17 protein-coding genes and 1 pseudogene are annotated in these 12,302 nt (G+C 58.2%); 13 read left to right on the top strand and 5 right to left on the bottom strand.

Annotated elements, in window-relative coordinates; genetic code table 11:
• Nucleotides 1-263 precede the first annotated feature (263 nt).
• On the bottom strand, nt 264-530 hold the full coding sequence (locus J2D73_RS18480; RefSeq protein WP_207883741.1) for a hypothetical protein: 267 nt from the start codon (nt 528-530) through the stop codon (nt 264-266).
• Between the two features lie 422 nt (nt 531-952).
• Nucleotides 953-1,267 carry an Arc family DNA-binding protein gene (locus J2D73_RS18475; protein ID WP_207883739.1) on the bottom strand — a complete coding sequence of 105 codons (315 nt, stop codon included), beginning with the start codon at nt 1,265-1,267 and terminating at the stop codon, nt 953-955.
• Between the two features lie 121 nt (nt 1,268-1,388).
• Here J2D73_RS18475 and J2D73_RS21310 point away from each other — a divergent pair, with 121 nt between their 5' ends.
• Genes J2D73_RS21310 through J2D73_RS18455 form a run of 4 tightly spaced genes read left to right on the top strand, consistent with a single transcriptional unit; the run spans nt 1,389 to nt 3,126 of the window.
• Entirely contained in the window at nt 1,389-1,556 is a 168-nt protein-coding gene (locus J2D73_RS21310) for an Arc family DNA-binding protein (protein ID WP_207883738.1), read from the top strand.
• Nucleotides 1,557-1,577: 21 nt separating this feature from the next.
• Entirely contained in the window at nt 1,578-1,913 is a 336-nt protein-coding gene (locus J2D73_RS18465; RefSeq protein ID WP_207883737.1) for a hypothetical protein, read from the top strand.
• Nucleotides 1,910-2,719, top strand: coding sequence for a KilA-N domain-containing protein (locus tag J2D73_RS18460; protein ID WP_207883736.1), 810 nt, complete (start codon nt 1,910-1,912; stop codon nt 2,717-2,719). The genes J2D73_RS18465 and J2D73_RS18460 overlap by 4 nt, the downstream gene beginning before the upstream one ends.
• Nucleotides 2,716-3,126 carry a hypothetical protein gene (locus J2D73_RS18455; protein WP_207883735.1) on the top strand — a complete coding sequence of 137 codons (411 nt, stop codon included), beginning with the start codon at nt 2,716-2,718 and terminating at the stop codon, nt 3,124-3,126. Before J2D73_RS18460 ends, J2D73_RS18455 begins: the two co-directional genes overlap by 4 nt.
• A gap of 1,188 nt (nt 3,127-4,314) precedes the next feature.
• Here J2D73_RS18455 and J2D73_RS18450 read toward each other — a convergent pair.
• The 3 genes from J2D73_RS18450 to rhuM form a co-directional block, all read right to left on the bottom strand.
• A complete protein-coding gene (locus tag J2D73_RS18450; RefSeq protein ID WP_243430089.1) occupies nt 4,315-4,623 on the bottom strand; it encodes a BrnA antitoxin family protein in 309 nt (102 codons plus the stop codon).
• A complete protein-coding gene (locus tag J2D73_RS18445; protein ID WP_207883734.1) occupies nt 4,607-4,870 on the bottom strand; it encodes a BrnT family toxin in 264 nt (87 codons plus the stop codon). The genes J2D73_RS18450 and J2D73_RS18445 overlap by 17 nt, the downstream gene beginning before the upstream one ends.
• Nucleotides 4,871-5,064: 194 nt before the next feature.
• A complete protein-coding gene (gene rhuM, locus J2D73_RS18440) occupies nt 5,065-5,997 on the bottom strand; it encodes a RhuM family protein (RefSeq protein ID WP_207883733.1) in 933 nt (310 codons plus the stop codon).
• Nucleotides 5,998-6,246: 249 nt separating this feature from the next.
• Between rhuM and J2D73_RS18435 the strand changes: the two genes are divergently transcribed.
• The 9 genes and pseudogenes from J2D73_RS18435 to J2D73_RS18395 all read left to right on the top strand — a co-directional run.
• Complete coding sequence (locus tag J2D73_RS18435) at nt 6,247-6,654, top strand: hypothetical protein (protein ID WP_207883731.1); 408 nt, start codon at nt 6,247-6,249, stop codon at nt 6,652-6,654.
• Between the two features lie 12 nt (nt 6,655-6,666).
• Nucleotides 6,667-7,572, top strand: a complete 906-nt coding sequence (locus tag J2D73_RS18430) for a hypothetical protein (protein WP_207883729.1) — start codon at nt 6,667-6,669, stop codon at nt 7,570-7,572.
• Entirely contained in the window at nt 7,569-7,772 is a 204-nt protein-coding gene (locus tag J2D73_RS18425) for a hypothetical protein (protein WP_207883802.1), read from the top strand. Before J2D73_RS18430 ends, J2D73_RS18425 begins: the two co-directional genes overlap by 4 nt.
• Entirely contained in the window at nt 7,769-8,929 is a 1,161-nt protein-coding gene (locus J2D73_RS18420) for a hypothetical protein (RefSeq protein WP_207883727.1), read from the top strand. Before J2D73_RS18425 ends, J2D73_RS18420 begins: the two co-directional genes overlap by 4 nt.
• Nucleotides 8,922-9,608, top strand: coding sequence for a baseplate assembly protein (locus J2D73_RS18415; protein WP_243430087.1), 687 nt, complete (start codon nt 8,922-8,924; stop codon nt 9,606-9,608). The genes J2D73_RS18420 and J2D73_RS18415 overlap by 8 nt, the downstream gene beginning before the upstream one ends.
• A 6-nt stretch (nt 9,609-9,614) precedes the next feature.
• A complete protein-coding gene (locus J2D73_RS18410; protein WP_207883725.1) occupies nt 9,615-9,977 on the top strand; it encodes a phage tail protein in 363 nt (120 codons plus the stop codon).
• A 1-nt stretch (nt 9,978) separates the two neighbouring features.
• Nucleotides 9,979-11,118 (top strand): baseplate J/gp47 family protein, encoded by a 1,140-nt coding sequence (locus J2D73_RS18405; RefSeq protein ID WP_207883723.1) that lies wholly within the window; start codon nt 9,979-9,981, stop codon nt 11,116-11,118.
• Nucleotides 11,118-11,777 carry a hypothetical protein gene (locus tag J2D73_RS18400; protein ID WP_207883721.1) on the top strand — a complete coding sequence of 220 codons (660 nt, stop codon included), beginning with the start codon at nt 11,118-11,120 and terminating at the stop codon, nt 11,775-11,777. The genes J2D73_RS18405 and J2D73_RS18400 overlap by 1 nt, the downstream gene beginning before the upstream one ends.
• 2 nt (nt 11,778-11,779) lie before the next feature.
• Nucleotides 11,780-12,302 (top strand): annotated as a pseudogene (locus J2D73_RS18395) (hypothetical protein); the annotation flags it as partial.

Here is a 12,302-nt window from a genome sequence, read left to right as displayed (position 1 = left end):
TTGCTGCCAAACCAGCCCCAAGGTGGTGAAGCTCCTGAAGTATCAACTCACGCAGCCGCGTTGCAGTCGACAGAGGCTCTTTTATTTGAAAGCTTAGCTGAAACTCTCCGGCGTCATGCACAACCCGAACGGTAACTATTTTGACGCCAATTCTGTAGTCGGCTGACCAGTCAGTCCACACCACTTCCACTGAAGCTGCCATTGTCGATCTCCGCTCATGGAGATCATCCGATCACCCGCGCCAGAGTCGGGTCAACGCCCCGTCACCGCTCCCGCAGCTTGGCCTCGATCTCGTCCATGCGGCGGTCGATCTCGTTTTCGAAGTTACCCAGCCGACCCATGATCTCGGACTTGAGCATCATCTCAAGATCGTCCTTCAGTTCGTCCACACGGCGCTCGCCCTCGGCAACCCGGCGCTCGATACGGCGTAGCAGGTCGGTGTGGTGCAGCAGGAGCGTGCGCTGGTCCGCCTGCTCCTTACGGATCAGCTTCAACTGCTCAAGGATGAGGTTGGTCGGCTCGTCGGTCATGGGCGGAGTGTAGCACGGGGCGAGGGGTGGGTGGGAGTGGGGGAGATTATCTTGACGGCGTTAAAATTGGTATCGCGTTGCCGTATTGAAGTGGCTGCCAAGTATATGTGTAAGATCCAGTATCTTTGCCGTTTTTATCGCCTATAGGGCTCCTTACTAACAACCACGTATTTCCTGTGCATTTATTAATCAGAATTGGTTGGTAAGGCGGAAGTTGTTGCTTCTCAAATTTTATATCGAAGCATTGTGAGCCATCAGAGATTTGCTTCGACACGGGCTGAAGGTCGCGCGCTTCCTGTGCTGCGGCGTCATAGGTATAGCATAACGACGAAATCGTCCCCACCACCAAAACTCTCTTCACGCTCACCCCCGTTACATTTGTAACGGAACATCACATTCGCAGGGTGGAGAGGTCAACCGGGCTATTGGTCTCTCGGCTTACTAACCGCGTCCCTGCCTTCGGCCATTCCGCGTAGCACACCCCGCAGAATCATCCGCTCCGGCTCGCTCATGGAGCGCATGATGGCAATAAAGGATTTCTCTTCGGGAGATATGGGGCTGCTATCGTCTGGGGCGTCAGTTGGCCACATAGCAACAGGCATTAAAGACGCCTCAAGGCGCTGCACGATCTCAGCGTTCATCGAGTGCGAGCGCTCCAACGCCAAGTCTTGAATGACGTCGAACACGTCCTTCGGGATTCTCAGGTTGAATCTGCGGTATCTGTCATCGTCGCTCATGTTCGCATTTTGGCACAGGTGATGTGTTTTTTCTATTGCACATCGCCTGTGCCATGGCATATATGGTGTGCCATCAGCGAAGGAGGCACACATTCCTACCCCATTCCAAGATTGCCCTCGGATGACATTGCGGTTGAGGCCGGATGTTTACGAAGCGCTTCGACAATCCGCTGCGGAAAGCGTTCGCAGTATGACGTCGGAAATCAACGAACTGCTCGCCGAAGTTCTTCTGAAAAAAGAAAAGGCATCGGGGTCCGGTTTGGCGACTTCCCCCGATGCCTCTGAGTGAAACCCAGAAAGGTATCAACGGATGACAGATAGCATACCTGCGCCCGAAAGGGCAAAGCGCATCTTCGGCATGCCCGAGGCTTGTTCCTATAAGGCTCTATCCATACTGACCCGAGAGCAGCTTCTGAAACTCGCTCAGTCTCAGATGATCTCCATTACGATTCTTCATGACGACGTAATCAATCTTCTTACGATCGATAATCCACCGTCGCGGGAGCAGATGATCAAGATCGCTCACGACATGCTTGAAACCATCGAGGACAACGAAACGGAGCACGAGGTTTTCTACGGCGGGAAGCCGAGAGAGAAGCTTATGGAGATGTTCCCCGCCCTTCGCGCGAAGGGAGAGGCAGCATGAGCGCTCTCACCATCCTTTCGTCTTCAATCCGCCAGGACGAGGCAGGTCGCTACAGCCTAAATGATTGCTGGCGCGCCGCTGGTTCTCCCGCGAACAAGACTCCAGCGGAGTGGGGGAAGAACGCTCAGACAAGGGCATTAGTGGCGGAAATCTGCCAGAAGGGAAATTCCCCTTCTGAGAAAAATCAACCACTTAACGTAATCAATGGCGGAAGCGCTTCTGGGACTTATGGAGTGCGCCAACTGGTCTACGCCTACGGGGAATGGATTAGCGCAGCTTTCCACCTCAAGGTGCTTGAGGCCTTCGATGCGATGGTTCGTGGCGAAATTCCCGCTACCGCTACCCCCTCCTTCAACCACATCACCCTGATCCGCAAAGCTATCGCGCTACACGGCTCGACGCTCGCGTATCACAAGCGCCAAGGCATGGATGTGACGCAAGCGCGTCTCAAGGCAAACGCCGTCGTGAAGGAGCAGACGGGCGTTGACCTCCCGAAAGTGCTCGGTTGGCAGGCTCAACCGCTCGTCGTTCAGGAGCGGACGATGACTGCGACGCAGATCGGCGCGGAGTTGGGGATATCAAACCGCGACGTGAACCAGCTTTTGAAAGAGCAAGGCTTCCACAACGACAGCCGCGATGCAAAGAACCGGATCGTCTGGACGCCAACAGAAAAAGGACGCCGGTTCGGGCGGTATGAGGACAAGACTAAGGCGCACACGCAAGGCACTGTTCAGCCGTGGGTCTGGTTCCCATTGATCGTGGATGTGCTGCGCCCTTTCGCCAAGACCCCGGAGCCAGCGTTATGAGCGCGCTGGCTCTGGCGGGGACGCCGCAGTCGCCGAACCACGTCCTGCGTCTGGAGACGAACAACCTCTACCCGTTCTTGCGGCGCGGCGACTTTGTGCTGTGGCAGCCGAGCGGGTTTGTGGCGGACGGCCTGCATGTCTGTGACGTGAACGGCCACCCGAACATCTATCTCGTGCAGCACGTGGGCGGCGCGAAGTTCAACCTGTTCGTTCCTGATCGCGACCACGATCCAAAGACAGGGAAGGTGAAGCCGAACGCGACGCCGCAGGTCGTGGACAGGGAGACGTTCGACAAGATCTGCGCCGGAGCCGTGATCGCGGAGTTGAAGGTCACGCACGCTGAGGCGTTGTTTGGCGGGAGGCTCCCGCAGAGTGGGCGGAAGGTGAGGGCGTTGGTCGATGCCTAGAGTTAACTTGACCTAAACCACGGGTATGATCATGTATGTGCCGTCCGGTGAGGTGAGAACGGCTACCTCACGCACCAGCCTCGCAAGGGTTGGTAAATAAGCATCTTGGTCCTAAGCGCGCGGGACCGGGTGCCCAAGAGATCGGGGATTGCGTCCCGCCCGGACAGCAGGAGGTCGCCTTGGCGGCCTCTTTTGCTATCTACAAGGAAGTTTAAGGTGCCCGTTAAGTCGCCGCCTCTCGACGGTGCGCTCATCAATGGAATAGGCACTCTTCACGCGATACGCTCCTCGCTCATCTCGTTCGAGTCCTATGGCTACAAGCACGAACGGCTTCTGAGGATTCGCGGATCGGAAACGGACAATCGCCTCAAAATTAGACCCATGCTTTGGGGCTTGCCCGATGAGCCCAGGGCGGGCGCCCACTGATTTCAGTGCGAGTATGCACGCATCGTAATCCTCGGGGTGATCTTGCGCTATGTGCCAGTGCGCTTGACGGCTGAGGTATAAGTCGCCGCCTATCAGCTCCGTCCCTAACGTGTCGTTGACCAGCTTTACATTCAGTGGCCCAAGCAAAATCGCATGGCACATAGATCGTATTTTAGGAGCCGCCACGCCTCTGCCGATGCCTCAGTTGCCGCGCGCCGCATGGACGCTAAGGCGGCATAGATATCACCAGCCTCCCATGGAACAAAACACCAAAGCGCGGAACGTGAGGGCGTCGGAATTGGCATAGAAAACGGGCGGTGGAAAACCTCAAACCCGTCGATCTGACGGGTTTAGTGCCGTGAGCGGGCAATACTCGCTGGTCGCCCCGCATTCACTGCCTTCCACAGCTCTCGACTGTTCACGGACAATGCGGCCACGATTTTGCTGATCATGTTTATGTGGCGCGCATTCTCTGTGGGACTCGCGCTGCCCATGCGGGCTTGCAACTCGGCCACCTGCTGCTCAAGGACGGCAATCCGGCTCAGTGTCTCGTTAGACATCTTTTTGGCTTTCGGGGCGCGCAGAAACTTGTCGCCAAAGCTGCGGGAAGGTAGCGGCCCGCTATCTTCAGTGGGCCTTTAAGTTACGTTTTGCAAGGAAGTTCTGCGCGAGGCGCATGATGGTCGGACGGCACCGATGAGCCGGTGACAGATGAGGCTTGTTCTGATGCCGTCCGTGTAGCGTCAACGCGGGGAGGGGTGGTTAGTTCACCAAGCCCGTCGCCACACGAAGCATATCGTTCGCGCGCTTCTGCCACCCCGGCCCGTCAGCCTTGAGGCGGTCAATCAAATCGCGGTCCAGGCGAATGGAGACGGGCATCTTCACCGGAGCTTGCTGCGCACCCCTGACGCGTTTCGCTGCGGCAAGAGCGGGCGTCGCGCGTTGCGCGGGCACCATTGCTCGCAATTCTCGATCCGTCAGTTCGGGGTTGTCGGCGTCCTGCGCGATCCCGGCGTTGATCGCAGCGTCTTCCGTGTCGGTGGGGATGATGAACTCACGCTTGCGAGACATAGTGCTTGGCCTCCCGTTTATTTGCCTTGCGCAGGCTGATGATGCGGACGATGCGCGTTTCGATGCTGAAGACGAGGACGTAGAGGCGATTGCCGATCGGCCCGAGGGCAACGAGGCGGGGCTCCCGAGCGCTTTGGCTTGCCGTTACGAGAGCGACGTCCCACTCGAAGTCATCGGCTTCAGAGAAGTCGACGCCGTGCTTCTTAAGGTTGCTCCGGCGCTTCTCTTCGTCCCACGCGTATCTCATGCAGATTGTATATACGATTAGATTAGGTCGGTCAAGCGGATTGTATATACGATTTGCGTAATCTGGGAAGGCTTCTCACGCTGCGTGCGTGGCTGGGCGACGCCATCCATCCCCGAACCGCGCCGCCCGGCGGGATGGTGGGTAATACGTTAGTGTTTCGCAATGATGTGGATCAATGAGCGGGAGGCTCTCTACTATCGCAGGGACCTGCGGTAAGTGGCGTATTCGGCCTCAGCATGCTTCTTGGCCCTATCCTTGAACCAACCGTCATAGGTGCTGAGTAACTGCTGGTCTTGAGCAATCAAGAGTGCGTCAAATTTATCGGCCAATTGCTGCATGGTTAGAGCTTTCCCTTGCGCAGATGATAACTCCATAAACATCAGAAATTGCTCACATAGTATGTGCAGTTGATATAGTTCGTTCTCTTCGAGATAATTCTTTCCGATATGAATATCGGACGCTCCAGGGCCAGCGCCAGAGAATGATTTCAAGCCCATGTTGGGCTTCTTTGAACTTGCTCTTGTAAGCACTATTTGTGCGGATGTGTTCCCGGTTACCGCATAAGTCAGCTTGTCTTGCAACTTTGCATAGAATGACCTGACTGTCGGTGATGATTTGTCGTAGTCTATTGACCCAAAGGCAAACACATCCCGGACCGACTTGTATATGTTCTTCTCATCCGCCCTAAGGGCTCTTATTTTTGCAGCTAGAGCCTTTAGGGATTCTGGGTCATCCCTGAGCCTCTCCTCATTTAGTGCGTAACCCTTCGTCAAGAATGACTTTAGAACGCCTGTAGCCCATTGGCGGAACTTGGTGGCCTTGGTGCCACTCACCCGATAGCCAACACTTAGAATGGCATCGAGGTTGTAGTGTAACGTGTTGTAACTCTTGCCATCTTTTGCAGTTGTCCGGATTTTCCGGACAACTGCCTCCTCTATCAGTTCCTGCTCTCGGAACACGTTTGCAAGATGCTCACTGACCGTCTTGCTGCTAATGCCGAACGCGTCGGCTATCTGCGCTTGCGTGGCCCATACCGAGCCGCCGCCCTCATCAAGTTTGAAGTCAATAGAACACTCTGGCGTCTCGTAATGAGCGAGAGTGAGTTCGAATTGAGAAGAATCCGACACTGTGGCAGTCGGGCGCGCTGGGGGTCGTTTCGCCATATGATAACGATATCGTACTAGTTCCGATCTTCATTGTTACGATTTTCTAATTGTGCAGCCACTAGCGTGTCATCAAATTAGGGATGCGTCTCAATTAAGTCACCCCCACAATCCCCTTGACAAACCGTACGGTTACTGACCTATAAATCTCTATCATCCGCATTCGTGCGTCCAGCCGCTTACGCCGTAAGGTGGGGCGGCTTTTTTGTTGGCTTGACGCGTCGAGTCGGGCGGCTTGATACTGTCGTCAGTATCACCAACCGGACGACGATCTTGCGGCTCTCCATTCTCGCGGCGGTTATTCTTCTGGGCGGATGCGCAAACACCGGACGCTTTCCCGGCGCGACTGATATCGAGTGCATGCACACGATGATGGCTCACGGCGACGTCAACGGCGTCCCGCTAGAGTTCGATCGCGCTTACAGTCGGTGCGAGCGCTGGAGTAATATCCACGATCCGGACTTGTATCATCGCAAGTTGATCCCGCTCGATTTCCGCGCTGATCCGACACTGCAAGCGCTGGCGGAGAGTAACCAGTCGAACCCTCAGCACTGGCCGTTCGTGCCTCGCAACTCGACTGCGCCGCTGCAAAAATGGCCGATATTCACCGGCCAGCCGTAACTCAGGAACACCATGTCACTCACGTCTATCGAGGCAGCCATCGGATCGATTGGCCGCCTCGGGACGAGTGCGCCTGTCGTTATCGGGAGCGTGACGCTCTCAGGGGCAGAAGTCCCGGACGTTATCCGCGACGGCGGCTTGCAGCAGCTTGTCGTGCAGAGGCTGCCGGGCGGTGGCAGGATAGTCGATGCGGTTGGCAATGATCCGAACAGGATCATCTTTTCCGCGCGCTTCCTAGGCCCGAACGCGCTCTCCCGCGCACAAGCCATCAAGCAGATGCGCGTGGCTGGGCAGGCGATTGCGTTCTCTGCTCCAGGCTTCTCGGCACAGGTAAAGATCGCCGAATACTGGTACGAATATACCCGCAAGGGCGCGGTCATCCCATATGAGATCCAGCTTGAGCAGATCCTGGCGTCCGCGACGACTACCAGCACGGCGTCGAGCGCGCTGTCGGCTCTGATCGGGTCTGATGCTGCAAACGCTATCACTTCCGTCACGGACACGATCTCCACAGTTTCGTCCGCAATCTCCAATGCGTCCAGCCAGTTGGGGGCTGTGGTGGGGCAGATCACGCCACTAGCCAGCCTTGTTGGCGCGGGATCGGCGCTGGCGAGCGTATCAACCGACCTCTCTGCGGTGACGAGCCTGACAGGCGCTGCGACAAATCTTGCGTCTGCGCCATCGTCTGTCGCTACTATGATGACTTCGATGCAATCAGCAGCAACGTCGCTCGGAACCACGATTTCCGACGCTGGGGCTAATCTTGAGGCAATCACGGTCGGCAATGCTTCGGCTTTGACTGCGGTCGCGCAGAACGCCAGCATCACCTCAACAGCAGTGGACGCGCGTGCATCGGTTGGACGCGCCGCGCTCAATACCGGCATCGCATCCGGCACGACAGTTTCGGTAATTTCCTGATGGCGACGGTCACGGTCACGGCGTCTGATAGAACGCTCTATCACGTCGCAGCGACGCAGTTGAACGACGCCACGCAATGGTGGCGCATCGCCCAGCTTAACGGCATGTCCGACCCGGACCTGTCCTCATTCACGACGCCGGTCACGCTCCAGTTGCCGGTTGTTGATTCCACGCAGACGGACGGCATCCCAGCTCAATGAGCGACAGCATCACAGTGACGGGGACGCGGCGTAGTCCGTGGCGCTCCCCCCGCTGTCGCTTGCTCGTGAACGGCGTGGAACAATCAGGTTTCGGCGTTCTGTCGTTCTCTCTGGACCGTACACGCTACGGTCGGTGCGACACACTGACGCTGGAACTTGCGTTCGATCGGTCAGTCACTCAGGCGCCATACTGGTTCGACGTTTCCGATCCCGCTTCAGGTTCGACGCTCTCCGACATCGATATCCAGCTGCAGATGCGAGACGAAGAATCGTCCGGCTCGCAATGGACGGCGGTGTTTCAGGGTATCGTCGATAACGTCGCTTTCCGGCCGTTCAGCAGCAGCGTTTCAGTCACCTGTCGCGACTACCTCGCGAAGCTGATGGACATGCGCGTGATGGACACGTGGTTGAATCTAACCGGCACGGAGTTGCTGAAGTCGGTCATCACGGCGGCCGGTTTGACGCCGAATGTCACCGTGACGACTGGCTACGAGGGGCAGTTCTGGCAGATTGAGCATAAGCGCCACGCGGCGGCTGGCCAGCATCGTTTTCAGACGGCGTTCGACCTTGTGCGATATGTCGCCAACGGATCGAATTGCGATTTCTACGCAGATGGAAAGACGATTGTCGTTGCGCCGTATCCATCAAGCGACGACGCGACGGCCCACTCGCTGAAGTATTCGGACCCCGGCGGCGGATCTCCGATTGTCGCGGACTTCTGGGATGCGAATTTTGGCCGCGACTACCAGACGGCCAAAGGCGTCGTCGTCCACTGCCTGTCTTGGGACAGCAAGCAGCGCATCAAGTCTGAGGTGTATTTTTCCGCTCTGGGCGCAGGGAAAAAGAACGCGCTGGCCAATGGGACCATGCACAGCTTCAAATTTCCGGGGCTGAAGCAGGATCAGTTGCAAGCGAAGGCCGAGGCGCTTTACCGACAGATCGTAGCCCATGGCAGGGATTTGACGTTCACCGTGCATGGCCGCGCGTCGCTGGCCCCGCGTCAGTTTATGACGCTGACTGGCACCGGCACGACGTGGGACGGCACGCATGATGTTGATGCGGTCTCCAGCACGTTCGGTTGGGATCAGGGCTACACGCAGAACGTGACGCTTCGAACGCGCGATACGACAGACGACGAGAGCAGCGAGTATGACTAGGAGCCTTCACGCCGTCATCTCGCGGATGGTGGCGCAGGCAGTCGCGAACTCGATACCGGCTCCGTCGTATGGTCTCGTCACCGCCGTAGATCCGATTAACCACGCGGTTAAGGTTGCTCTCCAGCCAGACGGCGTTGAAAGCGGCTGGGTCCAGTATGGCGTCGGCGTGCGATCTGGTGATCTGCGCATGTCCGCGCCGCCGTCCATTGGTCAGCACGTCAAGGTGACGCCGGTTGGCGGAGATGCTGAACACCTTGTCGTTTCCGCTGATGTCTTTGACGACATCATCCAGTCGCCGACATCCCCCCAGACGGGGAAGGTCGCGCAGTCTGGTGAGATGCTGGTCATGGCTGGGTGCGGAGCGCCGCCAACGGACACGGATACTCGGACGGCAGGCGACGCTACAGAGGGCGCAGGTTGGTTTCACATCACCGCTGATGGATTTTATGCGGGGGCGGCCGGGGCGACGCTCTCGATCACGACGTCATCCATCGTCGCCAAGGTCGGCGGGTGCACCATGACGCTCACCAGTTCTGGCCTGTCGGTGACGGGCGGCGACATAACGGCGACCGGTACGGTGACCGGGCAGACCGATGTGAAAACGTCCAGTCATAGCCTCAACAGCCACGTCCATACGAACGGCAACAACGGCGCGAATACCGGCGGTCCGGTGGGTTGATGAACGATGAACCTCATAAGCCACGTCTTCGGCGGCGATATCCTGCTGGATAGTTCGGGCGGGATCGCTGTCGTCGATGAGCCGACTGCGACGCAACAATCCATCCTGCGGCGGTTATGCACCAATCCCGGCGGATATCTCTGGTCGCTCGATTACGGCGCGGGCGCTCCGGCGATGATCGGAAGTCCTATAACGGCGGCCATGATCCAGGGCGTCATTGCTGAACAGATGGCAATGGAAACTGGTGTTGACCAGTCCCAGCCGGTCACGACGACGGTCACGGACAACGGAGGTGGGTCGTTTACCTGCCTGATCCAATACACGGATGCGGCGACGCAGACGCAACAAGCACTGAGCTACGCGACCTGAAATGTCCCTGACACTCCGATCATTTACGACGACCGTATCGACAGCGATAACTGCGGCGCAGGGCGCGTGCGCGTCTTTGCTCGACATGACCGTTGGCACGGTCGGCCGCGCACTGATGGAGGCTGTGGCTGGCGTCGGGCTATGGCTGCAATACGTCGCGCTCCAGATCCTGACGCGCGTTTATCTGACGACTTCGACCGGATCGGACATTGATACGTGGGTCGAGCAGTTCGGCATGACGCGTGAGGCCGGGACAGCAGCAACAACCAACGTCATGATGACGTCGTTCTCACCGTCCGGGCAGTCGGCGACGGTTGCTGTTGGCGACACGGTAAAGACGGTCTCCGGCATCATCTTCACCGTCACGAAAGACACGTCGAACAGTGCGTGGAGCACGGCGGCTGCGGCCTATGTGCGGGCGGCAGGAACCGCAGCGATCACCGTCCCTGTGCAATGCACAACGACCGGCACGACGGGCAACGTCGCGGCTGGCGCGATCTGCCTGCTGGGAACGGCGATCTCCGGCATCGACATTGTGACCAACGTGACAGCCGTCGTGAACGGATCGGACGGCGAAACGGACGCGGCGCTGATCGCGCGTTTTCCGAACTGGCTTGCGGCGAAGGCGACAGCCTGTGAGGCCGCGATAGAGAGCGCGATTGCGGGCGTGCAGACGAACCTTACCGACGCAATCATGGATGGGCAGGCTGCGGACGGGACGACGCGCGCAGGGTATTTCACCGCCGTTGTCGATGACGGCACAGGCGACCCGTCCGATACGCTGATCGAAGACGTTTACACGGCGATAGACGCAGTTCGCGCGTGCGGGGTTGGTTTTGCGACCATTGGCCCCGTCGAGACTGTGGCGAATGTGTCCATGACAGTTACCGTCCCGTCGGGGACTGCTACGGCGGCGGTCGAGACTACTGTCCAGACTGCAATCACTTCCGACATCGACGCACAGTCGGTCGGTGCGGGCTATGCCTACAGTCGCCTCTCAGTGGTCGCATGGAATAACGCAACAGTCACTCCGACATCCATCACCGACGTGCTGCTGAACGGCGCGCAGGCTGATCTGCCAGCGTCCAGCACTGGCGTTATCCGCGCAGGCACTGTCTCGATAACCGTAGTGGCGGCATAATGGCGACCGGAGATCAGGCCGATTTCGTTCGGCGACTGCGGCAGCTTTTGCCGGACGGATGGTTTCCGGATGCGCCCGGCGTCGATGAGGATGAACAAGCGCCAGTCCTTGTCGGCGTCCTGACGGGATTCGCGAGTGTCTTTGCGTGGATATGGTCGCTTTTTGATTATGTGAACGACCAGACGCGATTGCAGACCAGCACAGGCGCTTCGCTGGATATGCACGCGGCGGACCTGTTCGGCGAAGATGGATTCCCACGCAATACAGACGAGACCGATGCGTCCTATCTGGCGCGGATACAGGCGGCACTTGTCGCTGGCAAAAACACTCGGGCAGCTATCATCGCGGCGGTCAACGCCTCCCTTGGCGTTACGCCGACGATCATCGAGCCGACGAACGCAGACGACTGTAAAGGTTACGGATCGGCAGCATCCCCGGCGATAGGCGGTGGCTACGGATATAATAATGGCCTGCACTACGGGCATCTTTCGGGCGGCCAGTTTTTCCTAACTGCCGTCGTTCCGTCATCATCTGATAAGACTGCCGTCTACGCCGCGATCAACAGAACCAAAGCTGAAGGCGTTGTCGCGTGGGTGCAATGCACCGGGTCGTCAGCACTGCTCGGTGAATTCGAAACCGGGTTCAATTCACTAGGATAATCATGGACCGGAACATCATCTATGCGGGCGCAGTGCCGCTCGACACGGATATGCTGTACGCAGGGCGCTTTGCAAAAGTCGGCCTCGGTAAGCTCGCATCGCAGGTTTATGGCGATGGCGTCTCGGCGGCTGAAGGCTTCGCACTGACGTTCTCAACCACGGCCATGACGCTGACGGTCGGTGTTGGCTCGGTCCTCGCGCCGGGCGTCGTCGATGTCACAGCCATTGGCGCGACGACAGCCGGGCTTGATGCAGACAGCACAGCCGTGACGGTGCAATATCTCCTGCCGGCCGCGGCGACTCTTACGCTCGCGGCTGGAACAACATACGGCATTTACGCGGTGTGCAGCGACAGAGACACCGGGAGTGAAATCCTTCCGTTCTATAACTCATCCAACCCATCGCAGACCCTATCCGGACAAGACAACGACGCAACGGCGTTGCCGACCGTCCGCAGTTCGCTCGCCACTATCCAAGCCGCAACCAGCGCGCCAACTGCGCCGGCCGGCGGCGCGGTTGTGCTGC

It is taken from the genome of Acetobacter sacchari, from assembly GCF_017377715.1.
In the GTDB taxonomy this organism is placed as follows: Bacteria; Pseudomonadota; Alphaproteobacteria; order Acetobacterales; family Acetobacteraceae; genus Acetobacter; species Acetobacter sacchari.
Note: the sequence above shows the minus strand (reverse complement) of the source record. Positions and strands in the feature narration are given on the sequence as shown.

What these genes read in the sequence shown, in the direction of transcription:
- J2D73_RS18480 (WP_207883741.1), bottom strand. Translation starts at nt 530, where the DNA reads ATGACCGACGAGCCGACCAACCTCATCCTTGAGCAGTTGAAGCTGATC.
- J2D73_RS18475 (WP_207883739.1), bottom strand. Translation starts at nt 1,267, where the DNA reads ATGAGCGACGATGACAGATACCGCAGATTCAACCTGAGAATCCCGAAG.
- J2D73_RS21310 (WP_207883738.1), top strand. Translation starts at nt 1,389, where the DNA reads ATGACATTGCGGTTGAGGCCGGATGTTTACGAAGCGCTTCGACAATCC.
- J2D73_RS18465 (WP_207883737.1), top strand. Translation starts at nt 1,578, where the DNA reads ATGACAGATAGCATACCTGCGCCCGAAAGGGCAAAGCGCATCTTCGGC.
- J2D73_RS18460 (WP_207883736.1), top strand. Translation starts at nt 1,910, where the DNA reads ATGAGCGCTCTCACCATCCTTTCGTCTTCAATCCGCCAGGACGAGGCA.
- J2D73_RS18455 (WP_207883735.1), top strand. Translation starts at nt 2,716, where the DNA reads ATGAGCGCGCTGGCTCTGGCGGGGACGCCGCAGTCGCCGAACCACGTC.
- J2D73_RS18450 (WP_243430089.1), bottom strand. Translation starts at nt 4,623, where the DNA reads ATGTCTCGCAAGCGTGAGTTCATCATCCCCACCGACACGGAAGACGCT.
- J2D73_RS18445 (WP_207883734.1), bottom strand. Translation starts at nt 4,870, where the DNA reads ATGAGATACGCGTGGGACGAAGAGAAGCGCCGGAGCAACCTTAAGAAG.
- J2D73_RS18430 (WP_207883729.1), top strand. Translation starts at nt 6,667, where the DNA reads ATGTCACTCACGTCTATCGAGGCAGCCATCGGATCGATTGGCCGCCTC.
- J2D73_RS18420 (WP_207883727.1), top strand. Translation starts at nt 7,769, where the DNA reads ATGAGCGACAGCATCACAGTGACGGGGACGCGGCGTAGTCCGTGGCGC.
- J2D73_RS18415 (WP_243430087.1), top strand. Translation starts at nt 8,922, where the DNA reads ATGACTAGGAGCCTTCACGCCGTCATCTCGCGGATGGTGGCGCAGGCA.
- J2D73_RS18410 (WP_207883725.1), top strand. Translation starts at nt 9,615, where the DNA reads ATGAACCTCATAAGCCACGTCTTCGGCGGCGATATCCTGCTGGATAGT.
- J2D73_RS18405 (WP_207883723.1), top strand. Translation starts at nt 9,979, where the DNA reads ATGTCCCTGACACTCCGATCATTTACGACGACCGTATCGACAGCGATA.
- J2D73_RS18400 (WP_207883721.1), top strand. Translation starts at nt 11,118, where the DNA reads ATGGCGACCGGAGATCAGGCCGATTTCGTTCGGCGACTGCGGCAGCTT.